This is a genomic window from Bacterioplanes sp. CLAM21, assembly GCF_059641015.1.
Map to the genome: position 1 here is coordinate 1,066,511 of NZ_CM184929.1, position 26,590 is coordinate 1,093,100.

The following is a 26,590-nucleotide window of genomic DNA, read 5'->3' on the forward strand; positions in this document are numbered from 1 at the left end:
CTAAATAGTGTTAACAGGCCCTAGTGGCTGAAGGATGAACTTTCCTGGTGACGCCCTAGCGTAATCATCGCTTCAACTAACTACTGCCGCTAATCTAACGTTTTCGTATCGACTAAACCTTGAAACGTGATACCAGCTTGTTGAGTTCAGCGGCGACATCGCCCATGCCCGCGGAATTTTGTTGCAGTTGAGCAGCCGTATCGGCGCTGTTATTGGCCTCTGAATTGATATTAATGATGTTCTGATTAATTTCTTCTGCCACCTGATGTTGCTCTTCAGCAGCCGCCGCAATTTGCGTCGCCATATCTCGAATAGCGGTCACAGATTCTTGAATGCGGCTGAAAACCTCACCCGTTTGCTCGGTCGCTTTGGTGGTCGCGTGGGCATGCTCAAGGCTGCTCGAAAGTTTGCCAGACACATCGCCAGTACGATTCACCAGTGAGCTAATCAGAGCATCAATTTCTTCCGTGGACTCAGCCGTTCTTGCCGCCAGAGTGCGTACCTCATCGGCCACCACGGCAAAACCACGGCCTTGCTCACCAGCCCGTGCAGCTTCAATGGCGGCATTTAGTGCCAGTAAATTGGTTTGTTCAGCAATGCCACGAATAGTATCGAGAATGACGGTAATGTTTTTGGATTCATCCGCTAACGCCCCCATGGCATCGTTAGAAGCTTGAATCACCTGCTCCAGCTGCTGCACCGCTTTCGAAGTGTGATCGATAAAGTCACGACCCTGTTGCACGTGTTGCTGGCTTTCATCCGCCGCGCTGGCAGTATCATTACAGTTGCGTGATACCTCGTTAGCCGTAGCTACCATCTCGTTAAAGGCGGTGGACACCTGCTCAATAGCGTTGCGCTGCTGATCGGCGCTCTGATTGATTTGTTCAGATAACCCCAGTGTATTCTCTGCTTGATGTTTGACGTTACCTGCCCCCTGATTTATGTCGCTGACAAGGGAATGAATCATGCTGACAAAGCGATTAAACGCGGCCGCCATCTTGCCGGATTCATCACTGCTATTCACTTGCAGTCGTTTAGTTAGATCTCCGCCGCCGCTGGCGACTTCTTCTAACCCCATGGTCACGGCAACAATAGGTTTGGCGATTAGGCTGCTGATCCAGTAACCAATACCAGCAAAGGCAGCAATCAAGATAATGCTAATAAAGATGATGCCATTTCGCAGATCATTGGCGGTGGCGTACACTTCTGATTCGGGAATCAGGCCAACAAATTTCCACCCCAACTCAGCTGAGGTAGAAACCTGAACGAACCAGCGCCGGCCATCGAGTTCTACTTCTGATAACCCATCCGTTTTAAAAAAGCCGTTATAAGGCTGGCCCAAAACTTTTACGTTCTTAAAGTTATTATCACTATTTCGACTGTCAGCCAGTACCGATCCGGTTTCTTCGATCAGGATGAGATAGCCATCTTCACCAAACTTAACGGCCTTGACCATGTCGGTCAGTTTACCCAGTGTCACATCAACACCGACTACGCCCTTCAAACCACTGTCGGTGGTAAAGGTGTGCAAGAAATCGATGAGCGGCACCCCGGTGTTGATATCGGCGTAAGCGGGAGGGCGCACAGGTTGAGTTGATGAGGCCATTGGACCTGTGTACCAAGGGCGTTTTCTGGGGTCATAGTTGCTGATTTTACTCGATGGCCATTGAATGTAGCCGCCGGTTTCCAACCCCAAGAATACATAGGCAAGATCTGGTCGGGCCTTGCCGAAGTCATCCAGCAGTGCAAATGCCTCTGCCTCTGCATCCCCCTGACGCTCTGAACGAGTCTGCCGCTCGGCACCCATGTATGTGTTGGTATCTGCCGTCAGACGCCTAAGCGCATTAGTACGAGCCAGGAATGTAGCATCTTCAGCCAAGCCGTTCAGATACAGGGTGAAAGCAGTATCTATATGGCTGATCTCGGCTGCGGCGCGTTGCTCAAAGTCCATTACCGCTTGATCACGAATCTTCAGGGTTACCTGAATGGTGATAATCAATAACGGCAGGATAACGGCGGACAACAGAGCAAGCATTAGACGTGTGCGTATTGACATGGGAGCAAGCCTCTTCAAAGCGAGTGCGGCACTATGTCGATAAGCTTAGCTAGCTTTCGCAAACTTGGCTGTTTGTTGGGCCTTCTGGTCGGAATATTTCGGTCAATGGGTAGTACCCATTGGTGGATGTCATGGTTGGCTCGAATTGTTACATGGCGCCGGAAGTCCGATGATGGCGGCGCAAACGGGATTGCTTGGATAAGCTGTACGATCGTACAATTAATAGTGGTTGCTGAGGGCAAGAAAATCCTTACTCTCTGGCTAGACGTTTCAAAAAATAACAACAAACTCGCCACGATCGCGCTGACACCACGGCCAATCGCCATGTGCAGATCTGATCGGGAACTCACGGAATGCCTATGAAAGCAGTACTGACTGTTGTCGCCTGGCTATTGATGCCACTGGTTGCAACAGCCGCCCTTCAGCCCATCACTGATGAAGAATTGAGCCAATATACCGGTCAGGCGTTTTTGCAGATAGATCGTACAGCGGTTGGAGCTAATGACTTTACTCGGTTCACCTTCGGTATGGATGTTGAGACACTAATCTCCAGCGATTTGGTTGAACTCGGTCGTTACGAGCGCAGTGGCGAGCCGTCTGGTTCCAGCGATATTCGTATCAATGACTTTGCGCTGGGGTCAATCAACGCCGATGGCAGCATTAACCCTTTTAAGATTAGAGACCCCTTCCTGGAATTGGCGTTTGAAGACAACGGTGGGCAGGAAGAACTGGTCGGTATCCGTTTGGGCTTTGGTGAAGCTTTTGGCAAGTTGACCGGTAATATTGAGTACCTGACGGGTAATATCGAAGTTGAGTTGTATGGTAAGGGGAGTTACCTCGCTAGCCAGATGAGCTGTAGCTGGTGGGACTTGGTCTGCGCTGGTGCAAAAGGTTTGGTCGGTGGTACTTGGTCTGATGACGACTTTGCTGCCCAAGCGGTGTTGATTAACCCCAATAATGGCCAGCAGGATGGTATTCGTGCGACCCATGTTGGTATGCGTAATGGTCAGACGTTATCGATTCCTAGTGGCAGCAGCTTTACCAACTTTCTTTTGGGTATCTTCAGCTCAAGCAATTGCGAGCTATTAAATGTACAAACCTGCTTCCCGTTGAGCATTTATCGGACACTCGATATTGGTAATAAGGATACCGGTGCGGCAGCGCAGGGCATGTTTATGTCGTTTCAAACCAAAACCGTTACCTGGTATGACGGTGGTAATGGAACCAGCGCTACTCAAGGTGCCTTTATGAATATTCCTAACGGCGGTATTCGTACCAGCTTTCAAGAGGCGTTCGATGGCACCGAACGCATCCGTACCAAGTTCCTGGACCCGTATTATGACTAAACCTTTGTCGCTATTGGCTTTGTGTTGTTGTGCGTCTGTTCATGCCGACCTGGTACCGGTCGATGATGCCGCACTGGGCGAGATACAGGGCGCTGGGTTGGGGCTGGTATTTGAAGACTTTGCCTTTGAAGCAGGAGAGTCGGTCTCTGCTGGTAACCGATTAGATATTAGCGGTATCACAAACAGTAGCGGCCAGCCGGTAGTGCTGAGTGTGAGCCAGTTTTATATCGCCGGCAATGGTAGTAATCGTGGTGCAAACGTTATTGGTAATCCGGTCAATCTTGGGCGTTTAGCTTACCCCTTTAATATAGAATTAGTGAATGGCGATGTGCTGGGCATCAGTGATAAGGCCATTTTTGAATTTACTGCCCCCACCCGCCTTATTGGACAAACCTCTGGCACTGATAGCCTGTTGGTGGTGCAGACGGAAAATCGCAGTGAGCGCCGCTTCCCTGGAGAGCAAGTCGCAACAGGTACTCGAGTTGATCGTGTGACAGGCATCGATAGCAGTGTGCTAACCAGCCGTGATGGTGAACGCCCTGATATGGGGGTTCGCTTTGATGTCAACGTTAATGGTAACCGCTCGCAGTCGCTCCAAACTCATGCTACAGGGCTGGCCATCGATGGCAGCTACGTTCGTTTGTGGGGCGAGAATAATGAAATGATTGGCAACCTGGGTGTAAAAGCCGTAGCTAAAGAGCTGACGTTTTTTGCTTGTGATGCCAGTGGCAGTAACTGCGGTGACAGCGTGGTATTTTCCGATATCGTGATTGAAAGTGAGCTGGGCTATGGCGAGCAGCAGCCGGTTACTTTTGAGGTGGATTCTAGCGGCAATTTCACCATTGAAGTCGGCAGCATAGAAGGTAAAAGTAATAGCTTTTATCAGAACTTCTATAACAATGGTCCACGAACGGATATTTATATTCGCGATGTGTCCGTGGCTGGCCAAAGCTTTGGCAGTACGACCATATCTAATTTGCAAATCCAATACTTAAAAGCCACCAGCAGGGATTTGTAATGAAAATATTGGCGTCTTTTTTCATCGTTATTGGCGTACCTGTACTGGCGCTGGAGCCGTTGGATAGCGAAGCCTTGTCGGAGGTGACTGGACAAGGTGGTGTGTATTTGTCTGGTGATTTAACCATTAATGAAAGCGGAGGGCCGCTCAATCAGGACGGTCCATCAGCCAATGGTTTTAACTGGCAAACCAGTTGTGGCGCCAACACCGTTGATAAACGTTGCGGTGGCCGTATTGCCGTCAATACCGGACAAAGTGGCGGTTGGTTGGTTTTAGACAATATTCGTGGTCGTTTTGCTTTTGAAGGTCTGACCCTAAAAACTCGCCGAATTAATTCGGGTTTTGCTGGTGATGGTGCAGCTTTTGATCGTGATGTGATGGAAATCGGCCTACCGGATCAGCTCGACTATGAAAATGTGTCGTTTACCATTGCTAACAGCAATGCACCTAGACCGACGGATGCGGGCTTTCAACAAACCGATATTATGACTCTCAATATCAATGGCACCGTTAACCAGCAAGGTAATGTGCTGCTGTTTCCAACGGGAGCGCCATAATGAAGCGAATGTTTGTTTTAGCTGCGACCTTGCCGGCGTTGGCTCAGGCATTACAGCCACTCTCTGATCATACCCTTGGCTCTGTGACGGGACAGTCAGGCATCACATTGGAGCAAACCGGTCATGCCACCGTTGGTGAGATTGCTTACATAGATGATGGCAATCAACTGCAAATACAGAATTTGGAACGTGGCGATCAAAACGATATCTCTTTGCCCTCGAGTGTAACCCACGTCACCGATGTGGCTGCAGATGGTACTCTGTCCATCAACACCACAGTCGCACCGACAGCTATAGCGATTGGTGGTATTCGTATTAACGACTCGCTGGCTAGTACCGGTGCCTTTCGACTGAATTACAGTGGCAATACTCACCTGCAACTCAGGCCGAGTAATAGTCGTTATATTGAAGGTCAGGTAGATACCTCAATATCCGATGCTGAGTTGATTTGGACGACTAACGGCCACTCTATCAGTTTTGATGACATTTTATTTCGCGCCGACATTGATCAGTTCAGCATCGGCGACGCCTTTAAAAATGGGCGTCAGGGATTGGACTTCGAACTCAATCAATTCGCCTACGACTTTTCCACCGGTGGTTTAAAACTGGGTGGCGTGTCGCTTGGTACTTTATCTGGTGAGTTAGCATTGTCTGGCGCGGCACAATTATATGCTGGCGGCCGTTTAGGCAGTCAGGGCATTACCATAGATTCTGCCATTAGTATCCTTAATGACAGCAGCAACTATGTGCAGTTTGTCGACGATGGCAATGCTTTATTGATGGGCGATTTTAATGGTGCGCTTAATATCACAGGTTTAACCTTAGATGTCGCCAGTGATCACCTCGCCATTGGTGTGGATCAATTGGATGGTGCCTTTAATGCAAATCGCATATTGATCGGTGACAGCAGCCGCCCGTTAGGTGCGATTCAGTTTGAATTTTTGATGGCAGATGACAGCGTGAATAATCGCTTTAATCGTCTGCGTTTATATCCAGGTATTCGCCAGCCTGTTTTTGCCTCCTTGCCTGACGCAATACGTCCTTATGCCAGCCAGTTTTATCAGCCAATCAACAGCTCGAGCGACGGTTTGTCCGCCGGAGTTGACTGGAATCTTAGCCATGCTAATGCCAGTTATATTGATGACAGTCGACTGGTGGTCGTAAGTGGTATTCGCAGCCATGGCAGTGGTGACGTGACCTTTGATGTGCGCGGTTTTGATCACGATGACAACAGCAGCACAGCGGATAAAACCGCCGTCGCTATTGGTCTCAATCGTTTTCAGGGCAGTTATGGCATTGATGGCTTGCGAGTGGGCAATAAAAACGCACCACTACAAGGTGGTGCTGAGTTGTTGTTGTCGTTGGAAGTGTTTCAGGCCATGGACTTTAACCTGGATGCATACACCTACATCACGGCAGGCGGAGTGAGCGGTGGCGGCATTCAGGTTGATGGCGATTATTTATTCAGTGATACCAATATTGGTTTGTCGGTGGATGAAAATGGTCAGGGCATCTGGGCGACGGGAGTGACCTACGAAATCCATATGCGCCAGTTCCAGTTTGATGTCAGCGATCGCGGCATCAGTGTGAATCGTGGCGAGCAATGGAGCACCATGAACATCGACGATTTACGCTGGGGTGATAAAGTTGCTGGACGTAGTCTTGGCCGAGTGACACTGGAACGGTTTGAACGTGGTTCATCGCTGGAGGTGCTGCCGGGCGGTGCCGGTGCTGTCTGTGTGGGTGCCAGCGCCGGCAACCAATCAGCGTGTGCTGCTGCCGGTGGCCGTTGGGAAGATCGCGGTGAAGAAGGTCTTACTGTGGCATTAAAAGCCGCCTTTGAACCTGAAGGCTTAGCCAGTGATGGCAGCCTTGCCCGTAACCGTTTAACTTGGGAAAACAATCGCACTGCCGATGGTAATGGCGGCTATGTTAATGGCACGGGTACCCGTATTGAGTTTGATGGCATCAGTACCAACGACGGCTTAGGCAAGAGTGATAGTAACGACTATGGCTTTCGCGCCGATCTGAATATCGATGTGTACGAAACTAAGGTGGTGAAAAAGAGCGATGGTGCCGACAGTGAAGGCAAGGTTGGCAACAAAGGTGATGAGCTCATTTATACCGACAGCACGCGCACAGACTACGCCTACGTTACTAACCCAAACGATGTACAAAAGCTGTTAAGGCCACTGGGCTTTGCAGTGCAAGGTAATGTGTCGTTCAAAGATTTCCAGATTGATCAGGTACGGCTCGGGCATCCAACGGGCGGTACTCAGACGGTGTTTTCTGGCATCGTCATGCAGAATATGGACATCACCACTAACTTGACGGCGACACCGATTCGCTAGTACGGAGTCTGGCGGGTAAGAACACTTCCTGAATGAGCCCGCAGGCATGCGACTAGGTCTCATTCTGTCAGCAACAGAAGTATTGCACGACTTTGGCATCACTGGCCGTCAAATCCTCTTCAGGCGTATACTAGACGTTCGAATTTCACGGCAGTGGAGAAGCCCATGAAAGACCGTCTGGTCATCTTCGATACCACCATGCGCGACGGTGAGCAAAGCCCCGGCGCATCGATGACAAAACAAGAAAAAATACGAATCGGTAAAGCGCTGGAGAAGATGCGTGTTGACGTGATTGAAGCCGGCTTTGCCGCTGCCAGTCCGGGTGACTTTGAAGCGATTCAGGCCGTTGCGGAAAATGTACGCGAAAGTACCATTTGTTCGCTGGCGCGGGCGGTGGATCGCGATTTGGAGCACGCTGCTGAAGCGTTAAAAAAAGCTCATCAGGCGCGTATCCATACCTTTATTGCAACGTCGCCCATCCATATGCAGCACAAGTTGCGTATGACGCCTGATCAAGTGGTCGAGCAAGCGGTCTATGCAGTGAAAAAGGCGCGCGGCTTTGTAGAAGACGTGGAGTTCTCCTGTGAAGATGCAGGCCGTAGCGAGATTGATTTTCTCTGTCGTATTATCGAAGCGGCGATCGACGCCGGTGCACGCACGATCAATATTCCAGATACCGTGGGCTATGCCATTCCGGCCGAGTTTGGTGAAAAAATCCGCATTCTATTAGAACGGATTCCGAACGCCGATAAAGCGATTTTCTCGGTGCATTGTCATAACGACCTGGGTCTAGCGGTGGCCAACTCTCTGGCTGCCGTTGCCAATGGTGCACGCCAGGTAGAATGTACCATCAACGGTTTGGGCGAGCGGGCAGGCAATGCTGCGCTGGAAGAAATCGTTATGGCGACACGCACTCGCTCTGATTTGTTGGATCTCAGCACTGGCATTGATGCCACGCAAATTGTGCCAACGTCGCGTCTGGTGTCGTCCATCACCGGCTTCCCTGTACAGCCCAATAAGGCCATTGTCGGCGCTAACGCTTTTGCTCATGAGTCGGGTATTCATCAGGATGGCGTGCTTAAGCATCGTGAAACCTATGAAATCATGAAGGCTGAAGACGTTGGTTGGGGCGCCAATAAAATGGTGATGGGCAAGCACTCTGGCCGGGCGGCGTTTCGCAGTCGCCTCGAAGAGCTGGGTGTGACCTTTGAAACTGACGAGCTGCTGAATAAAGCCTTTGCGCGCTTTAAAGACTTGGCCGATAAAAAGCACGAAATCTTTGATGAGGACTTGCAAGCCTTGGTCTCTGAAACCAAGCAAGCGGCGGTGGCCGATACCTATCGGTTGATCTCGTTAGAAAGCCACTGTGCGACCGGCGAAAAACCCGTCACCGAAGTGGTGGTGAGCTTTAATGGCACGGAGCATCGCTGTAAATCCCAGGGCAGTGGACCTGTGGATGCGGCACTGAAAGCCATCGAAATGGTGGCCCAGTCGGGTGCGAATCAGCTGTTGTATTCAGTGAATGCCATTACCCAGGGCACAGACTCGCAAGGTGAGGTAACGGTGCGGTTGGAAAAAGGCGGTCGTATTGTTAATGGCCAGGGAGCTGATACCGATATTATTACCGCCTCCGCCAAAGCCTATATTCATGCACTGAATCTGCTCGACAGTGGTGCTGATCGTCAGCATCCGCAAGCTGAGGGCGTGTAACCCAGATGCTAGAGCAACGTCGACTCGACTATTTGGCCGCTATGGGGGTGACCCAATGGATGGCGCGAAAGCCGCTGGCCCATGCCGCGCCCTCGCATTGGTTACCAGAAGCCTCGAATGCGCCTGATCATGACGAAATAGAGCAGGTCGCCGAGCAGCATCATATTCCGCCAGTGGTCGCCAGTGAGTTACTGCAGTTGGATCGTCGTTCTGCCGCTAAGCCGGCAGAGCGGCAAAGCAGTACAGAAGCGGCTTTGCCAGCAGCGGATAGCACAGACAACACCGACACTGTCGATATGACACCGCCGCGCTTTGAGCTGTGGTTTGTGCGCGCCAGTGCCAAAGGGATTTGGGTGGCTGATCAGCAGCAGGATTTGCAGCAGTTGCGTCAGTTTATGCTGCGGGTTACCACGGCTATGGGCGCAGAGCCTGATCTGGCCGCTCAACCGGTGCAATTTCGTTGGCCATTTATTGAATCGCAGCAGCACGATCAAAGCCTGCCCGTGGCTCGTCAGGCATTAACGGCTCAATGGCAGTTTATTCGCCAGCAAGGTGTGGACTACGTTATTACGGTGGGCGCCGACAGTCAGCAGTGGTTGCATCACATTGATGTCACCACCCATCATCACATCGCTGACTTGCAGCAGTGTTTACAGTCAGCCTATGAAAAACGGGCCTTATGGCAGGCATTAAAGCAACTATCACAGCTATGAAGGTACGTCCCGCCCAGGTTGATGACCTGGCTAACATTATGGAAGTTGAACGCCGCGCTCACAGTTTTCCCTGGAGTGAGCAGGTGATGCAGCAATATTTGCAACGGCCACAGAGTGCCTGGGTGCTGGAACATCAAAGCAGCATCTTAGGACATGCCGTCATTCGGGTGATTGCCGGTGAGGGTGAGCTGTTGACCATTGCCATAGACCCAGAGCAGCAAGGCAAGGGACTGGGGCGAGCACTGTTACAACAGATCTTAACGCGCTTTGCTGAGCAGCATGCCGAGCAGTGTTTTTTGGAAGTGCGCGCCAGTAATGATGCGGCCATTCGGTTGTATGAATCGTTAGGATTTGCCTGTGCTGGTGTGCGAAAAGATTATTACCCTTGCGCACATGGGCGTGAGGATGCTTGGATATATGCGCTGGATCTGACCGCTAATGACATCTTGGACTGATGTCCTCTCACCGCTTATCTTAATGGCTAGCGCACTGGTCTCTGTCTCGGTGCTGATGTGGGCCGTGCTTGGCAGTAATTGGCAAGCATTAAAAGATCACACCATGGCACAGCACTTGTTGGCCGGCAGTGTGCTGGTCATGACTCTAATGTGGGCCGGCAGCGCCAGCGTGCGGCCAGGGTTAGAGTTCTCAATATTGGGCTTAACCGCTGTGGTTCTGATGATGGGTATACGCCTGGCACTGGTGGCAGGTTTTTTGGCGCAACTGCTCAGCCTTGTGATGGCGGGCTGGCTGCATCAGCAGTGGTCTTGGTCGTTGCTGGGATATGACTATTTGCTGCACACCGCTTTGCCCATGCTGTTTAGCTACGGCTTTTATCGCTGGGTGTATTTGCGTTTATCCCATAATCCTTTTATTTACATCTTGGTGGCTGGTTTTTTTAATGCAGGTCTTACCCATGCGTTGGCTGATTTGATGCAAGGCGGTGTATTGTGGGGATTATCCGTCTACAGCCTGGAGCAAATCTGGCATGACTATTGGCGCTATCTGCCACTGATGATGTTTCCGGAAGGTGTCGTCAACGGCATGTTTATCGCGGGTATGGTGGCATTTCACCCGCTCTGGCTGAGCACTTTTGATGAAGAATCCTATTTTCACTAACACGCTTAACGCGGCGCATATTTTTGCAGTTTGCGCTGTAAGGTGCGTCGATGCATATTCAGTGCGCGGGCGGTCGCCGAAATATTGCCATCATTTTCGTTGAGCACGCGTTGAATGTGTTCCCACTCCATACGTTCCACCGACATAATTTCGCCTGGCTGCTGTTCTGGCGTCTGCGGCGCTAATTCATCGCCAAAGGCTCGCAGTAATTCGTGAATGGTGGCGGGTTTATGCAGATAGTTGAAGGCCCCTTGTTTTACTGCTTCCACCGCAGTGGCGATGCTGGCATAGCCAGTTAACATAACGATACGGCACTGGGGCAGCACACTGAGTAACGGCTTAATCAGAGGCATGCCAGACTCTTCGCCTAAGCGTAAATCCAGGGCTATCCATTGCGGTTGAAACTGGCTAGCCAAGGTCAGCGCCTGTTGAGCGTTATGGGCGACTTCGACCTGATAATCACGCCGCCTAAGACCGCGTGCCAGTACCTCTGAGAAATGTGGATCATCATCAATTAGCAATAATTTGACCGACATTTATCAACTCCGAGCACGGCTGCCTGATTGTAATGGAAGAATTAAGCGACTGATGCTGGCGCCAGAATCGCAGGCAATCAGCTCGATGCGGCCACCAAACTGCTCAACACTGGCATTGCTTAAATACAGCCCAATACCCATGCCTTGTTGTTTGCTGCTGGAAAATAAGCCTGGCTGCTGAATATGGCGGCTGGCACTGGGATCCGGCTGGGTAATATCGAGCTGCCACTGTTGCTGCTGCACACTGGCTTCTAGCCTGACGGGCAAGGCTCCGGCTTCGGCAGCGTTATCGAGCAGGTTTAACAGCGCCTGATCGAGTAATGGCGAGGCCGGAATCCAGGCATCGTTATCAATGCCCTGGTTTTCCCACAAGGCATTAGGCTGAGACAAACGCCAACGATGCAGCAGTTGCAATAGCCAGGGGGTGGCTTGGCGAACCCCTTCTTCATAGGCGTGACGACCAGCTGCTGTTAGGTGCTGGAGCGACTGGCGACAAAGGGTCACTTGCTCACACAAGATGTGCCAATCATGTTGGCTAACTCGAACCTCGGGCTGGCCATGGGAATCCTCACTAAGTTCACTCAGCAGCATATTCATAGTCATCAAGGGGGTGCCCATTTCATGGGCAGTACCGGCGGCTAGGGTAGCAATGCCAATTAATTGCTCATTTTTTAACTGTCGCTCGCGTAACCGAGCAATTTCTTGTTGTTGCTGCTGTTGGCGTTGTCGTAGCTGCGGAATCAGCAGCACCACGATCAAGGCACTAATAATAAAGGTCAGCCACATGCCGGACAGGTGCAAATCAAACAGCGCGTGCTGCCCCATATGCTGCTCTGGGTTGAGCTTTTGCGTTAATAGCGGCTGATACCACTGGCTCAACAGGCTGTAATCGGCCACACACAGCAGCCCTAACAGCAATAAATACGGCCGTGGCAGGGCATAAGCTCCGACCACCATTAACACCAGAAAATAGGAAATAAAGGGATTCGTGGCGCCGCCGGTAAAAAATAGCAAGCCAGTCAATAACTGTACTTCAAAGGCCAGGTGCAGCAGTAGCTGCCAATCCTGTAAGTGACTCCCTTGACCTTGCCATAAGCTCACCAGCAGTAGCGGCATATACAGAGCCAATAAGCCCCAGGCCGGTGCCAGCTGATGAAAGCCCTGCCATTGCAAATAGGTCAGAAACAGTAACCACACGGTGGCGATGGTAAGGCGTAAGGCCGCCAGACGGGGTAATAAAAAACTGAGATTTTGATGCATGCAGGCAGTATACCGTTACTAGGGGGCAGGCAGCATGGGCCTGATCACAGCAATTATAGTCTTCTGAGTGCGACCAATTGTCGCGCTAGCGTTGGCGGATGGCACTGGCTTTCATTTGTGCCCATAGCGTTTGGCCAGGCTGTAACTGCAGCAAGCGCTGTGACCGCTGTGAGATCAATGCCAGCACTACTAAGTCACTGAGCTGTTGCTGCGTGCTCAGCAGTCGTAGCGACAAGCGCACCTGGCCATGAGTATCAGGCACTATTTTCTCAATCTGAACCGGCCACTGATTGAGCACACTGCTGCCGTGCAGCGGTTGCAGGCTGACACTGATATCGCTGGCTAATAGTCGCACTCTAATCGTCTCGCTGTGATGCTCTGCTGTTGGCTGCATCCACAGTTGGGTTGGACCTATGTCGACCTTTAGCAAACCATCATAGTGACCGGCTAGCTGTCCTTGCACGACTGTGCTGAGTGCTTCTCCCATTTCAGGACTTTGCTGGTGGTGATCAAATGCCTGGGTAATAGCCTGCTGTGGCTGGGTATGGCCTTGCTGCATAAAGATGACCTGACTGGCCAGTCGGGTGACTTCATCCAATGAATGACTGACGTAAATAATGGGTGCCTGACTCCAGTTGGGCAGCTGTTGCAGGTAAGGCAAAACCTGCTCTCGCCTTGCTTGATCCAGCGCCGTCATAGGCTCATCTAATAACAACAGCTGTGGCCTGATCAGCAAGGCGCGCACCAGCGCAACACGCTGACGCTCACCGCCGGATAAGGCCGTGGCGCGATTCGACATTAACCGCTCTATATCAAACGCTTGCACCAGAGCACGAATCTCTTTGTCTGCTAACGGCGAGCGAGCACGTTGACGGGCATAGTTAAGATTGGCGCCGACATTGAGGTGTGGCAGTAGGCTGGCTTCCTGAAAAACATAGCCAATGGCGCGCTTATGAACCGGCAAGCAATGCTTTGGGCTCTGCCAGATTTGGCCATCAACCTGAATATGGCCTTGAGCCTTTTCAAGTCCCGCCAGGCAGCGCAACAATGTGGTTTTACCGCAGCCGGATGGGCCATAAAGGGCGGTGATACTGCCCGACTCAATTTGGCCACTGGCATTGAGGGTGAAATCAGAGCGAGACAAATGCAGTTCAAACTCGACCGCTGTCATGGTCTTTTGCTTCGATTGAGGCTGTACATCAGTACTAGCACGATAAATGAAAAGGCCAACATCAAGGCCGATAGATGCTGGGCTTGGGCATAGTCCAATGCTTCGACATGATCGTAAATCTGCACAGCAATAACACGGGTTTCCCCTTCGATATTGCCGCCTATCATTAGTACGACACCAAACTCGCCCAAGGTATGGGCAAAGCCCAACACCGATGCGGTGACGATACCGCGCCAGCTGAGCGGCAGCACGACAGTCAAAAAACGATCGATAGGCCCTGCTCCGACACTCGCCGCTACCTCTAACACTCGTTCGTCCAATGCTTGCATGGCGGCCTGCAGAGGCTGAACCACAAAAGGCAATGAATACAATACTGACGCTACCACTAGGCCGCTGAAGGTAAAGGGCAATGGGCCAATGCCAACGATATCTAACGCCTGTCCTATTGGGCTGTTGGGCCCTAACCCAATCAATAAATAAAACCCCAATACCGTTGGTGGCAATACCAGGGGCATGGCGACCAAGGCCGCGACCGGGGCTTGCCAGCGTGATTTCGTGCGAGCTAGCCACCAGGCTAGGGGCAGGCCAATAAATAACAGAATAATGGTGACTAGGCTGGCCAGCTTGAGCGTTAGCACAACGGCGCTGATATCGGAGCTAGTCAGCATCGGCAGGGGCCTGATAACCATAGTGTTGCAGCAGCTGTTGCGCCTGTGGTGATACTAAAAAATCAACAAACTGCTGTGCTAATTGGTATTGCTGTTGACTTTGGCGACGGTGGCGAAGCACGACTAAGTCTTGACGAATGGGCTGATGCAACACTTCAGGCACCAGCCAATGGCTGCCTGACCACTGCGCCGGTGCTAACTGCGCTTTGGCTATTTGTGACAAAGCAATAAAGCCCATATCGGCATTGCCCGTAGCGATAAACTGATGGGTTTGACTGATATTTTCTCCCATTACTCTGCGTTGGCTGAGTACCTGACTGACCTGGGCAGGAAGATTCAATGCGAGCAGGGTTTGCTGCGCAGCTAAGCCATAAGGAGCCAAACGCGGATTGGCAATGGCCAGCCTTCGAACGTCACCTTGTTTAAGCTGTGCCAGCAAGTTTATATCTTCCTCTGCAGACCACAGTATCAGGCGGCCAATGGCATACGTCTGTGCCCTCTCAGATAGTCCTTGCTGCACCAGAAGCGCTGGCTTTTGCCGATCAGCCGATAAAAACACATCAAAAGGCGCACCGTGCTGGATTTGCGCGTATAGCTTGCCAGAAGAGCCACTGCTGATTTGAATATCGGCGTCGACCTGTTGTTTGTTGTATTCAGTTACCAAGGCTTGCAATGGGGCGGTAAAGTTTGCCGCGCTGGCTACTCGGATTGGCTCTGCGACAACGCCTTGGCTTAACAGTGTTAACAAGGCTAACAGTCGGTGCATGCAAAGTTCCCTGATCGTGGCCGCTGGAAATAATGTCTGGCAGTATACCCACACAGACCCAAACAGGCATCGAGCGCTTTGGCCTGTGGCTCAATGGCGGTTAATTTATCATGATAAGGAGAAACCCTGTGGTTGCAATCGAGCTGGAAAAACGCGATCGAGTAGCGTTGGTCTACCTGCCGGAAGGGGAAAATCGCCATAACCCAGAATTTTTAGCCGCATTTAATCTAGCATTGGATGCCATTGAAGACGAGCAAGATGTGCAAGCGTTAGTATTGTCTTCAAAAGATGATAAAAACTGGAGTCTAGGCTTAGATACTGACTGGTTAATCTGCGCCTGCCAAGCACATCAGGAGCAGGACATTCGAGCACTGCTACTGGGTCTCATTCGGTTACTTAAGCGTTTACTGAGTTTCCCGGTGCCGGTTATAGCTGCGATCAATGGCCATGCCTATGGCAATGGCGCGGTATTGGCTTGTGCCTGTGATTTTCGTTTTATGCGCAGTGATCGAGGTTATTTCTGCTTTCCGGAAGTGAATGTGGGCGTGCCGTTTTTTCCCAGCATGTTCGAGCTGATCGAACGGGTCATGCCGAGCACTCTGTTTAATCGTATGTTACACACAGGGGAGCGACAGGATGCTAAAACCCTGTTGTCGCATGGTGTGATTGAGCAAGCTGTGGTGGGCAATGGTGAAACGATTGAGCAAGCATTGGCTTTTGCGAACCAATTCGATAAACCACGCTGGGTATTTGCAGAAAATAAACGCCGGCGCTATCGCCCAGTATTTGATGCTATGGAAAAATACGATCCGCAAGCTACCGAGTATTTGATTTTTGCTTTAGCGCAGCAGTACCGCAGTTAAAGCAAAGTGAGCTGCTGGCTGTGTATAGGTTTTCCATTCGCGACAGCTACGTTTACGTGAGCCGTGTTTATCGTCAATAGCTCGGGCGGTGGCATTAAACTCTGGATCACGTAACAGTGTGCTTTTGCTTGGCGACTCGCTTAGGCAAGATCTAGCAGCGGCTTGGGGTAGCTCTGGCCGACAATAACACCGCATTGGCTCTGACTGGTATCTGCTAATCGCCAATAGTCATGCTCCAGTGCATACAGCCCCTGCCATGGGCAATCATAGCGGTGGCCGTAATCCAGTACCTGCTGCAGTGGCTGGTGATCGAACAGACTGAGGTCACGTTTAACCACAGCACTGCAATGCGCATTAGCCAGCGGCTTCCCCTAGTTGAACTGGAGCTGAGTAATTGGCTATCTGGTGTTTGCCGCTTTGATGATCGACTATCTGCTGCAGTGAGCAATGTCGCAGTTGTGGCAACCAGTGATGTAGATGAATAAGTTCAGGGTCGTATTGACGCAGTTGTTTATTTAACGAAAAGTAACGTCCTTGGCCCGGCTCACCACGAGGGTCGTGCCCCATGCCGGCCAAATAGGCCCAGTTACCCCAGTTGCTGGCGACATCAAAATCGATTAAATGCTGCTCAAAAAAGCGTGCGCCTAGTCTCCAGTCGAGTTTTAAATCATTAATAAAGTAGCTGGCTAACCACTGGCGCATACGGTTGGAGCAAAAGCCGGTTTGCTGCAGTTCAATTAGGCCAGCATCAATTATTGGCATGCCCGTGCTCGCTTGCTGCCATGCTTGCCAGTAATCTTTGTTTAGCTTTGGCGGTGTCAGATGAGCCTGACTGATACCCTTGTAATGAAAGTAATGTTGGCCATGAAATCGCAATGACCAATGGAAATACTCACGCCACAGTAGTTCGAATCCCAACCAGTAACTGTGTTCATCGGCACCGTGGGTTTTTTCGTAGTCTTTAATGGCATGCCAAACCTTGCGCACGGATAAACAGCCCCAGGCTAAAAATGCCGACAACTGGCTGGAATACTCGTGCCCACAAAGCTGATTGCGAGTTGTTTTGTAATGGGCAATGGCACGGCTCTGCCACAAATATTGGGTTAGCCAGTTCTCTGCCGAGCTTTCGCCGCCACTTAAATGAAAGCAGGCCTGCTGTTGCGTTGAAGAAAAGTCATCTGGCCAGGGTACATGGGTAATAAAAGGAGCATCTAACTCAGATAAAGTCAGTCTTGTCGGTGGGCTTGGTGCTGCCACATCGGGCTGCAGCTTATTTTCGATGTGACGACGAAACTGACTAAAACTGCTTGGCCAATGCTGTAACAATGGCTGCATTTGCTGTTGGCTAAACAGGGTTTGATTGTCGTAGGTCGTTATTTCAATGCCAGATTGCTCCAGCTGGCTTAGCCACTGCTTTTCTTCCGGTGCCTGCGCGCTGTGGGTCAGCAACTGAAAGGAATGCTCTTTAAACCAGCGTTGCAACTGCTCAACAGGGTCGCCATGTAATATTTGCAGGTTAATATTTTGCAAGTAAAGGGAGCGGTGCAGATCAATGAGACTGGCTCGTAAAAAACGGGCTTTTGTTGTTGCCAGACGATTCAGCCCAGCGTCGTCCGGCTGTAACCACTGCTGCGGTAAAATATAGACTACAGCAATGGGCTGCTGACTTTGCTGAGCTAGTTGAAAGCCAGGGTGGTCATGTAGACGTAAATCGTTGCGTAGCCAAATTAGGTTCATTGTCTCTCCTACTGCGTGGCCAGCTTAAAACTCATCTTCCACCATGCTGGCGGCACAGAGATTTTTGGGTGCCTTGGTTTTACTGCGGCGACAGCGCTCGCTGCAGTAACGCACCTCGGCCCAAACGCTGCGCCATTTTTTGCGCCAGCTAAATGGCCGGCCGCAGTGCTGGCAGTTTTTTTCCGGCAGATGTGGTTTTTTATGTGCCATTACAGCTCCTCGATGTGATCGAGTAAGTGCTCGGCGCGGGTAATAATGTCGTGTTGTTTTTCTGCCTTCATGCGATCAAAGCTGCGATAAATCATGCCCATGCGTGGGTTGCGCGCAAATTGCTCTCGATGGCGTTGCATAAAGTGCCAGTACAAGCTGTTAAAAGGGCAGCTGTCATCGTCGGTGGCATTTTTCACAGAATAATGGCAGTGCAAGCAATAATCGGACATTTTATTGATGTAGTTACCAGAGGCTGCATAGGGTTTGCTGCTTAGGTAGCCGCCATCGGCATGCATCACCATGCCCAGAGTGTTGGGTAGCTCGACCCAGTCGTAAGCATCGGCATACACAGCTAAATACCAGTCGCAAATGTCTTGCGGGTTAATGCCAGCCAGTAAGGCAAAATTGCCGGTGATCATTAAGCGCTGAATATGATGGGCGTAGGCGTATTTGAAAGTGCTGTTAAAACACTGCTTCATGCACAGCATTTTTGTCTCACCATGCCAGTAGAACCCGGGCAGGGCGCGCTGATTGCCTTGGGCGTTTAAGGTGGCGTAGTCAGGCATTTTTAACCAATAAATACCGCGCACATATTCGCGCCAGCCAATGATTTGGCGAATAAAGCCTTCGACGGCATTAAGCGGTGCATGGCCATCCAGATACGCCTGCTCCGCTGCCTGACACACTTCCATCGGCAACAATAGGCCACAGTTCAGGTAGGGGGCGATCAAGCTGTGAAACATCAAAGGCTCGTCCATCACCATGGCGTCTTGGTAGTCACCAAACCAGGGCAGGCGATGGTCAATGAAATGCTGCAGGGCTTTGAGCGCATCGTTTCTGGTCGTTGCCCAGTTAAAGTGCTCCAAGCTACCGGCATGCTCACTAAAATGTGCTTGCACTAGTTCGAGCACCTCAACATCAATGTCGTCACGCTCAAAGCTCAAAGCCGGAGGGAGCGGCACTTCACCGCGATACTTCTGGCGGTTATTGACATCGAAGTTCCACTGCCCGCCTATGGGGTCATTTCCTTCCATCAATAAGCCGGTCTGACGGCGCATGTCACGGTAAAAATATTCCATGCGCAGTTGCTTGCGACCCTGTGCCCATTGGGCGAATTGTTCGGGTGTGGCAATAAAGCGGTCGTCGTTAAAGCAGTTGACTGGGATAGCCAATGTTTGAGGCCACTGGTGCTCAATCAGCTGTTGCAGCCGGTATTCACCACACTGGGTGATCAGCACCGATTCGTAGCCATGCTGCCTATGTAAAGCCTGAATAACATCCAACAGCGAGCGCTGTTTAGTGTTGGGTTGATAAGCATGGTAGTGAAGATGCCAGCCTTGTTGACGCAGTTCACGCGCGAAGTGACGCATGGCGCTAAACAACAGGGCGATTTTCTGAGGATGGTGGGGCACATAGCGTGCTTCATCATCCACCTCTGCCAGCAGCACATGATCACTACTTGCATCTGCGGCTCGCAGGCTACTGATTTGGTTATGCAGTTGATCCCCCAGTACAACCACCAGACGTGATTTCATCCTATGCAACCATTACGTTATTTGTATATGTATTGTATAGGAATTGGAGTGTATGTCACGGTAACTTAAGCCTTAGCGCACGCCTATTGTGACAGCTAGCTTTTTACGACATGGGAGGTGGAGCGCAGCAAATACGGAGAGAAACGAGGGAAGGAAACAAAAGCGGTAACTAGGCCAGCATCACGCTGGCCTAGTAGATATTACTGCCGAACAAAGTCCTCAAGGCTATGTCCGGTGGCCTGCTTTATCTGTTTGAACAAGTACCAGATGGCGGCCCCCAGTACTAACATGCTGGGTAGCACAATGACGGGGTAGCTCATGGCAGTCATGGTGCCCAGCTGTTCGTTGTACTCTGCCGTGCCAGCCGGGCTGGTCACCAGATAGCGGGCCAGGCCATAGTTGAGAAAGGCGGAAAGAAAAAACGAAGCGGCAACAATTTTATTGGCCACGGCCAAGTGGCGGTCAAAGTTGCGTTGCTCGCCACGCTGCTCAATCAATGCTTGCAATCGGTCTACATCAAGCACGTCGTCGTTAAGAATAATCAGCCGCACCAGTGAAAAGCGGGTATTCACGGTGAATAGAACGGCGATACCAATCAGTGCTGGAATAGCCGCCTCTTTAATCGCAATGTATTCAGGTGGCAGTTTTAGCAAGCTAATGCCGCCGGTAAGCAATACGCTGATGATACCCAGGATGGAAAAGGCGTTTACCTTGCCCGCGGCTTTTAAATCCCACAGGCCGTAGGCAACGGGAAATGCCAGTGCCACCACCACGCCTAAAGTCGGGCCGAGCATGTCATCGCCGCTGGCCTTGGTCAAAATCAAGGTGGGTATAACAATGTTAAATAACAGGTTGCTGAAGAAGCCGTGATTGGGTTTGCGGCTGGCATCGCTCGACATGTGTCTCTCTCAATAAAAACATCCCGTGGCGAGTATACCGACACGGGATGTGATTAGGGAATGAGCATTGGCAAAGCGTGATCAGATTAGGAAATCCCACTGCTCAGCTTGCTGGTAGTACTGCTGCATTTCTTCAGACAAGATAAAGCCGTAAATAACGTCGTCGTGACTGGCACCGTTCTGTAAGTACTGCTGCCAGAATTCAAGCCCCGCTTGGTCAGAGTCACGGCCCAGTATCGCGTTGTAATACAACTCCAGCGTCTGATCACTGTTGAGTTGACCAGGGTTGATATCCCAATGATCCGTAAACTCTTGAGAGTGAATAAAGCCATTAACGATATCACCAACACTTGCACCCTGATCAACCAAGTTAGCCCAATACTGGAAGCCGTCGACATCTGCTTGTCGGCCCATCAGTTGCTGGTAGAGTGCACTGATCCATTGGTGATCCTGATCGTAGTGAACGATGAGATCTTGATCAGTAAATCGAACGAGCTCAACATTAATTAATGTATCGGTTTCTCCTGGGTTATTCACCGGGGTAATGCGAGTGATAGCGTTGTCGCGTTCAATGATATAGTTCTCTTTTTTGCCATCGATGGTTATCACGTCGCGGTCTAAACCTCCGTGCAGGGTATCGAGGCCGCTGCCTCCGAACAGGATGTCGTCACCCGCATCGCCAAATAACCGGTCATTGCCCCCCTCTGAACCTATCGTATCGTCACCCGCACCGCCATGCAGTTCATCGTCATCGGCGCCTAATACGATGTTTTGGCTGCCACTGCCTGCAAAAACGACATTACTACCAGCACCGCCACGGACGGTGACATCTCCAACAATGATGGCAAACTCGATGTTTTCGAGGTCAATGACGGTACCAGCAGGCAGTTGGCTGGCGTCTATGATCATGACTTCAGTTTTATCTCCGGCGACGCCACTTAGCCCGATTGGCTCTGACGGAGCCTGGTTGTTGTTGCTGGTTAACGTCACCTGATTCAACCAGCCGGCACCGACACCGTTAAGCCATTGATCCAGGCCATTGATCATAGAAAACCAATCGCTTTCGGGTGCCGAATCACGCAATAAGTATAAGGCGTCACGGAAGGACGTTTGGTCAATGGCGGTTTCATTGGCGCGTGCTGTGGCGCCGATTCCCTCTGGTAATCTTAGCGTGGTGACAGGCTCATTGTTGGCATCAAAGTGAAGCGGAATATCGGCCAAAGTACTGCTGCTGTCCGAATCTTGTCGTGTTGAGGTAACGGGGTCGATTGTTACTTTCAGCACTGTTTGCCCATTTTCCGTCACATTGCGTTTTTCAACGGTTGTGCCGTCGATAATCTCAGCTGATGTGGGTGGGTTTGGATCTGTTGGTGTTGTTGGTTGCGTAACGGCTGCAGCGACATCAAAGGTCAGAGTATTACCGGCGATAGAGAAAGCGGTGCCATCGTTGACGCTGAATGTCAGGCTGGCATACCCGGTTCCGCTCTCACCTGTCGTGGGAGAGAACTGTAATAAAGTGGCATTGATATCAGCGATGGTAATGACGTCAGCATTGTTTACTGGGTTGCCATTGAGCGTCAGTATGCCAGCCGCTGGCACGGTATCGATGCGTACCGATTGCAGGGTATCGCCGCTATCAACGTCGCTAAAGCCAAAGTCTGCCGCTACAAAGGTATGCGTGCCGTTAAAACTGATATTGACCGTATCATCGGCGGCGGTAGGCGCGTCATTTACAGGGGTAATATCGATATTGACGCTGCCCAGAGCGGTATTAGTACCGCCGTCGTTAATGCTTAAACTGACAGTGGCGACATCGTTACCGGCCAGGTTTTCCCCCGGAGTATGGGTGATGTTGGCGCCATTGAGATAAGAATCGATATCGGCGATGGTGCCGGTCAAGGTGAGGGCTGCTGAGGCACTGCCGCCGATGGTAACGCCGCCACCGCTAGTGGCCGACAGGGTGCCAGCGCTGGCGGTTAACGTGAGTGTTACGCTGCCTGCGGTATCCACATCTGATAAGGTCGCTGCGGATAAATCCAGGTTAGCGGCGGTGTCTTCGGTAAAGCTGGCATCGCTGACTAAACCGGCCAGTTGCGGTGCGTCGTTGACCGCTGTCACTACTACGCTGACGTCAGCGCTACCGCTGGCCTGGCTATCAGAGACGGTAATGCTGACGGTACGGGTAGACTCAGCTGGGTTGTCGCCCGATGCTTCGAAGGTTAAGGCTTGCAGCAGCGACTGAGTTAACGCAGGTGTCGCATTGGCATTGAGATTTACAACAAAGTCATTACCGGCGGCAATATTGTTGCCTAACGTGCCAACCACTGTGCCAGACACCGACACATTAGAGCCCGCGGTGGTGCCAGCCAGGCTGACTACGCCACTGGTATCCACCGACAATACATCGCTAGCAGCATCTGCATTGGCAGATACCGTCACGGTGAGGGTACCGCCGTTGAAGTTGGCAGAATCAGCGTCCGTCAGGGTGGCATTGCTGCCGGCATCCAATAGCACGGTACCGCCTTCTTCGGCAGCATTGACACTATCGCCATTGAGGTTGCCAATCACTGGTGGGTTGGGTGTGACGCTGATGGTGAAACTGCCGCTGTCATCGGCGTCGCCACCGTTGGCGATGCCATCAGCGTCGTTTAACGTCAGGGTAAAGCCGCGATCGCCCAAAGCTGAGGGCGCATCGTACTGCAGTTGCTGCAACAGGGTCTGTATCCGAGCATCGGTGGCATTGGCGCCGAAGTTGATGGTTAGATCATTGCCACCTTGACCGTCGTCGGTGACGTCCACGGTACCAATCGAGGTGCCTGATACCAGAACGGTTTCACCTGCGCTGACGGTGGCATCGCCGCCTGACGTCACTGTGGTGCCGTCGACGAACCAGTTGCCGTTGGCGGTGCCCGACGTTTGCGCCAACGTAATAAAGCCACCGTTGTAATCGGCGCTATCGACGTTGGCGACGGCAGCGTCGGCAAAGCCAGTGAGAGCCTGGGCACCATTGCCGGCGACCACCTGGCTGGTTTCGGTGTATAGGTTAGTGACGACGGGTGCATCATTCACGCCGGTCAACGATACTGTTGAGGTTAGATTGGGCGTGGCTGAGTTGCTGCCGCTATTGGCCGTGCCACCGTTATCTGAAATGGCAGTAATGGTCACCACCCTATTGCCGGCGGTGGTGGGGTTATCTGAAGTATTGCGGTAGCCCAACGCATCGACCAAAGTTTGCAGTTGCGCATTGGTCAAGGTGGCGCCAGTGAAAGAAACCGTGGCGGTACTGCCCACCACCGACACATTGACTGTCAAGCCATTGGTGGCGGTGTTGACAGAATTGCCGTTGGTCAGAGCCACGTCTGATCCATCAAAGGTTAATATTTCACTGCTGCCGTCGGACACATTAGTGACGGTTAACGTCATAGCATCAAAGCGGTCGGCAGCTTCTACGGTATCGGCGCTGGGGCCTGAAAATAAATCAACCGCAGCAGCGCCTTCGATGTAGCTGGGGTCCTGGCCCGTAGCCGTCAGGGTTGGAGCATCATTGACGTTGGTAATGGAGACCGTCACGCTGCCACTGTCGTTGGCTACGCCATCACTGAAGGTGAAATCCAGTTGAACGTTGGCTGCAGGGTCATTGCTGCTGTTGCTGTAGCGAATCGCTTGCAGCACTTCATTTACCAGTGCTGTGGTGGGTGTAGTGCCGTTGTCGGCAAAACTCAGTTGTAACTGACCATTGCCGGTATTGGCGATGGTGGCGATAACATTGCCACCTGCAGTGACGGTACCTCCGCCGTTGGGGCCACCGGCGACGGTTAAACTGCCACCCGTGAGCACACTGAGCAGATCTGAGGCATCGGCGCCGCCATTGCGCACTAGGGTTAAACTGGCTCCGGAATAGTCACCATTGCCACCGTTTAGCGCATCCAGTTCCAAATCAGCGATGGTGGCATTGGCATCCAATTGCACCGCCGCAGCGCCTTCGGTATAGCTTGGTGTGCCGTCTAGACCGGAAAATACCGGTGCATCGTTCACTGCATTAATGGTGACACTGGCGCTATCGGTCACGCTGGAAAACGCACTGCTGCCACCGCCGCTGGAGGCATTAGCGGTAGCGCCAGCGACGCCGGATGATGTATCCCAGGCACGAAAAGTAAAGGTGGCGCTGCCGTTGTAGTTGGCATCCGGTACAAAACGCACCAGATCATTGTTATCGAGCAATCTGGCAGTAGCGCTGATATCGACGCTGCTGCCTGTGGTGCCCGTAAAGTTGGTCCAGCTAGTACCGGCATCGGTGCTGAACTGCCATACACCGTTGCTGTTATCGACCTGGGTCACGGCAATGGCCTCAACGGCGCCGCCATCGACGTCAGTGATTGAGCCATCGACGACCAAAGCCGCCACTGTGGTGCCGCCGTTATTGGCATTGTTACTGGCGTCGTCATCGCCATCGGCGGCCGAGCCATCATCGTCGCCAGCGTCCTCATCGATGGCAGTGAGTGCTGGCGATTGGCCTGCATCCAACCCTGGTGCATCGTTAACGGCGGTGATGGTGATGTTGACGGTATCCGCGCTGCCGTTAGTCGTGCCATCGTTTGGCGTGACGGTTAGCGTGGCGGTGGTGGTGCCATTTAATGCCGTGGTGTAGAGGATTTTGCTGGTGTCGTCCAGGTAGGTATTAAGATTGGCGGCAGTGCCTTGCAGGGTCATGCTGGCAGTGCCGGAGTTGGCAATGGTGACACCCGCCACAGTACCGTTACCATCGGTGCTGGCAAGGGTACCGGTATTGACTGCTAACGTGAGCGTGATGGTATCGCCATCAACATCAGCGACACTATAGGCCGACAAATCAATGGCCGTGGCAACGTCTTCGGTGGCGTTGTCGTCGGCCGGAGTACCGCCTAGCGTCGGGGCGGTATTCGGTATCACAGCATCATCAATAATGATGTTATTGATGGAGGCATAGCCTGAGCCATCGTTGAAATATATCCGCACTTCATCGACATATTGATAATAAGAATTGGCGGATAAATCTTGGTTTACACGAGACGTGTTGCTATTGGCATTAAAACTGACAGTACTGCTGGCCACCATAGCGCCGTCACGGTAAGCAACGATACTCATGGCTTCGCCGGTTTGATTACCCCAATCGTAAAAATCGAAGCCATTAAACTTAAACTCCGAACCGTCACTGCTTTTGACGGCAATACCGCCCCATTCGGTGAAGTACGAGTTGTAATCGACGGTCAGTCCACTAAAGCCATCACTGCTGGCTAGATCGGTGCTATTAAACCAGTTCATACTGCTGGTTTTAGTGCCACTGGAGTCGTCAATATTGAAGATCTGAATGGTGATACCGGCGATATCGGTACTGCCGCCTTCGCCATCTTCGGCAATATGGTCTGTGTCCCAGTTTCCATCGTCAGATGAAAAGGTCAGGGTGGTGGCGGCTAGGGTATGAGCATAATTGGGGATCTGAACAACTTGTGCTTGTAAGCTGGTGGCGCCCGTGTCGAGCTGCCAGTGTGGGCCACTAGGGCCTTGGCCAATTGCCAGGCTGGATGCCAGTACCTCACAATTTAGCGCTCGAGATAGCTGTGCAATAAAGTATTGCCCCGTTTGTCCTTGTGCGGTTTCACAGCTGTACAGTAGGCAGCCACTGCTCACCCACTGATCAAGTTGCAGGATATCGTCATAGCGCCGTTGCAGCTGCTGTTGGTCAAGACAAGTATTGCCTAGCCACAGTTTGCCGGGCTCACCGTGGCAAAAGACGTGTAAATAGTCAGTGACATCAAGGTGTTTAAGTTGTTGGATTAACCCTTTCAGGCTGTCGCCATCTTGAGTCAGATAAATTGGAATTAGGCCTTGTGCGCTGGCGGCATCGGCAAGAATATCCGCATCAGCTAACCGTGGGTCAATCGCTGCAATTCCTGTTTGCATGGCATCACTCCCCATACCTTATTCTTCCCCAAATACGGTGGATTATTTTTATGCTGTTGTAGACAGTGTAGTCAGCCTTTTAAGCTAAATATCTGTTGCTTAATGATCTGAGAATATATCCATGCAGATATATAATTT

Annotated in this window: 21 protein-coding genes; 9 read left to right on the forward strand and 12 right to left on the reverse strand. The window is 51.6% G+C overall.

Annotated features, from left to right (window positions below; translation table 11 throughout):
• Positions 1 to 112 precede the first annotated feature (112 nt).
• Positions 113 to 2,056: a methyl-accepting chemotaxis protein gene (locus tag AC55FS_RS05045; RefSeq protein WP_496934982.1), complete on the reverse strand. Its 1,944-nt coding sequence runs from the start codon at positions 2,054 to 2,056 to the stop codon at positions 113 to 115.
• Positions 2,057 to 2,415: 359 nt separating this feature from the next.
• Between AC55FS_RS05045 and AC55FS_RS05050 the strand changes: the two genes are divergently transcribed.
• From AC55FS_RS05050 to AC55FS_RS05085, 8 genes are all read left to right on the forward strand, one after another.
• A complete protein-coding gene (locus AC55FS_RS05050) occupies positions 2,416 to 3,402 on the forward strand; it encodes a hypothetical protein (RefSeq protein ID WP_496934983.1) in 987 nt (328 codons plus the stop codon).
• Complete coding sequence (locus tag AC55FS_RS05055; RefSeq protein WP_496934984.1) at positions 3,395 to 4,420, forward strand: hypothetical protein; 1,026 nt, start codon at positions 3,395 to 3,397, stop codon at positions 4,418 to 4,420. Before AC55FS_RS05050 ends, AC55FS_RS05055 begins: the two co-directional genes overlap by 8 nt.
• Positions 4,420 to 4,977, forward strand: a complete 558-nt coding sequence (locus AC55FS_RS05060) for a hypothetical protein (RefSeq protein WP_496934985.1) — start codon at positions 4,420 to 4,422, stop codon at positions 4,975 to 4,977. The genes AC55FS_RS05055 and AC55FS_RS05060 overlap by 1 nt, the downstream gene beginning before the upstream one ends.
• Positions 4,977 to 7,328, forward strand: a complete 2,352-nt coding sequence (locus AC55FS_RS05065) for a DUF6160 family protein (protein ID WP_496934986.1) — start codon at positions 4,977 to 4,979, stop codon at positions 7,326 to 7,328. Before AC55FS_RS05060 ends, AC55FS_RS05065 begins: the two co-directional genes overlap by 1 nt.
• A 165-nt stretch (positions 7,329 to 7,493) precedes the next feature.
• Entirely contained in the window at positions 7,494 to 9,038 is a 1,545-nt protein-coding gene (locus tag AC55FS_RS05070; protein WP_496934987.1) for a 2-isopropylmalate synthase, read from the forward strand.
• Between the two features lie 5 nt (positions 9,039 to 9,043).
• Positions 9,044 to 9,751, forward strand: coding sequence for a hypothetical protein (locus tag AC55FS_RS05075; RefSeq protein ID WP_496934988.1), 708 nt, complete (start codon positions 9,044 to 9,046; stop codon positions 9,749 to 9,751).
• The gene (rimI, locus tag AC55FS_RS05080; RefSeq protein ID WP_496934989.1) at positions 9,748 to 10,206 is read left to right on the forward strand and encodes a ribosomal protein S18-alanine N-acetyltransferase; all 459 of its coding nucleotides are present in this window, start codon (positions 9,748 to 9,750) and stop codon (positions 10,204 to 10,206) included. The genes AC55FS_RS05075 and rimI overlap by 4 nt, the downstream gene beginning before the upstream one ends.
• The gene (locus AC55FS_RS05085; protein ID WP_496934990.1) at positions 10,190 to 10,867 is read left to right on the forward strand and encodes an energy-coupling factor ABC transporter permease; all 678 of its coding nucleotides are present in this window, start codon (positions 10,190 to 10,192) and stop codon (positions 10,865 to 10,867) included. Before rimI ends, AC55FS_RS05085 begins: the two co-directional genes overlap by 17 nt.
• 5 nt (positions 10,868 to 10,872) lie before the next feature.
• Here AC55FS_RS05085 and AC55FS_RS05090 read toward each other — a convergent pair whose 3' ends face one another.
• The 5 genes from AC55FS_RS05090 to modA all read right to left on the reverse strand — a co-directional run bounded on the left by AC55FS_RS05090 (position 10,873) and on the right by modA (position 15,268).
• Positions 10,873 to 11,403, reverse strand: coding sequence for a response regulator transcription factor (locus AC55FS_RS05090; protein WP_496934991.1), 531 nt, complete (start codon positions 11,401 to 11,403; stop codon positions 10,873 to 10,875).
• Positions 11,404 to 11,406: 3 nt separating this feature from the next.
• Complete coding sequence (locus AC55FS_RS05095; RefSeq protein ID WP_496934992.1) at positions 11,407 to 12,663, reverse strand: ATP-binding protein; 1,257 nt, start codon at positions 12,661 to 12,663, stop codon at positions 11,407 to 11,409.
• A gap of 85 nt (positions 12,664 to 12,748) precedes the next feature.
• Complete coding sequence (gene modC / locus AC55FS_RS05100) at positions 12,749 to 13,834, reverse strand: molybdenum ABC transporter ATP-binding protein (RefSeq protein ID WP_496934993.1); 1,086 nt, start codon at positions 13,832 to 13,834, stop codon at positions 12,749 to 12,751.
• Entirely contained in the window at positions 13,831 to 14,502 is a 672-nt protein-coding gene (gene modB / locus AC55FS_RS05105) for a molybdate ABC transporter permease subunit (protein ID WP_496934994.1), read from the reverse strand. The genes modC and modB overlap by 4 nt, the downstream gene beginning before the upstream one ends.
• Positions 14,492 to 15,268, reverse strand: coding sequence for a molybdate ABC transporter substrate-binding protein (modA, locus tag AC55FS_RS05110; protein ID WP_496934995.1), 777 nt, complete (start codon positions 15,266 to 15,268; stop codon positions 14,492 to 14,494). The genes modB and modA overlap by 11 nt, the downstream gene beginning before the upstream one ends.
• A gap of 128 nt (positions 15,269 to 15,396) precedes the next feature.
• On the opposite strand from modA, the gene AC55FS_RS05115 reads away from it, so the two are divergent.
• Entirely contained in the window at positions 15,397 to 16,131 is a 735-nt protein-coding gene (locus tag AC55FS_RS05115) for an enoyl-CoA hydratase/isomerase family protein (protein ID WP_496934996.1), read from the forward strand.
• Between the two features lie 140 nt (positions 16,132 to 16,271).
• On the opposite strand, the gene AC55FS_RS05120 is transcribed toward AC55FS_RS05115, so the two are convergent.
• From AC55FS_RS05120 to AC55FS_RS05145, 6 genes are all read right to left on the reverse strand, one after another.
• Positions 16,272 to 16,469 (reverse strand): hypothetical protein, encoded by a 198-nt coding sequence (locus tag AC55FS_RS05120; RefSeq protein WP_496934997.1) that lies wholly within the window; start codon positions 16,467 to 16,469, stop codon positions 16,272 to 16,274.
• Between the two features lie 16 nt (positions 16,470 to 16,485).
• Positions 16,486 to 17,868 carry a DASH family cryptochrome gene (locus tag AC55FS_RS05125; RefSeq protein ID WP_496934998.1) on the reverse strand — a complete coding sequence of 461 codons (1,383 nt, stop codon included), beginning with the start codon at positions 17,866 to 17,868 and terminating at the stop codon, positions 16,486 to 16,488.
• Positions 17,869 to 17,892: 24 nt separating this feature from the next.
• Entirely contained in the window at positions 17,893 to 18,078 is a 186-nt protein-coding gene (locus AC55FS_RS05130) for a DUF2256 domain-containing protein (protein ID WP_496934999.1), read from the reverse strand.
• Positions 18,078 to 19,613, reverse strand: a complete 1,536-nt coding sequence (locus AC55FS_RS05135; protein WP_496935000.1) for a cryptochrome/photolyase family protein — start codon at positions 19,611 to 19,613, stop codon at positions 18,078 to 18,080. Before AC55FS_RS05135 ends, AC55FS_RS05130 begins: the two co-directional genes overlap by 1 nt.
• A 200-nt stretch (positions 19,614 to 19,813) precedes the next feature.
• Positions 19,814 to 20,512, reverse strand: a complete 699-nt coding sequence (locus AC55FS_RS05140) for a VC0807 family protein (protein WP_496935001.1) — start codon at positions 20,510 to 20,512, stop codon at positions 19,814 to 19,816.
• Between the two features lie 81 nt (positions 20,513 to 20,593).
• A complete protein-coding gene (locus AC55FS_RS05145) occupies positions 20,594 to 26,452 on the reverse strand; it encodes a DUF4347 domain-containing protein (protein ID WP_496935002.1) in 5,859 nt (1,952 codons plus the stop codon).
• Positions 26,453 to 26,590 lie beyond the last annotated feature (138 nt).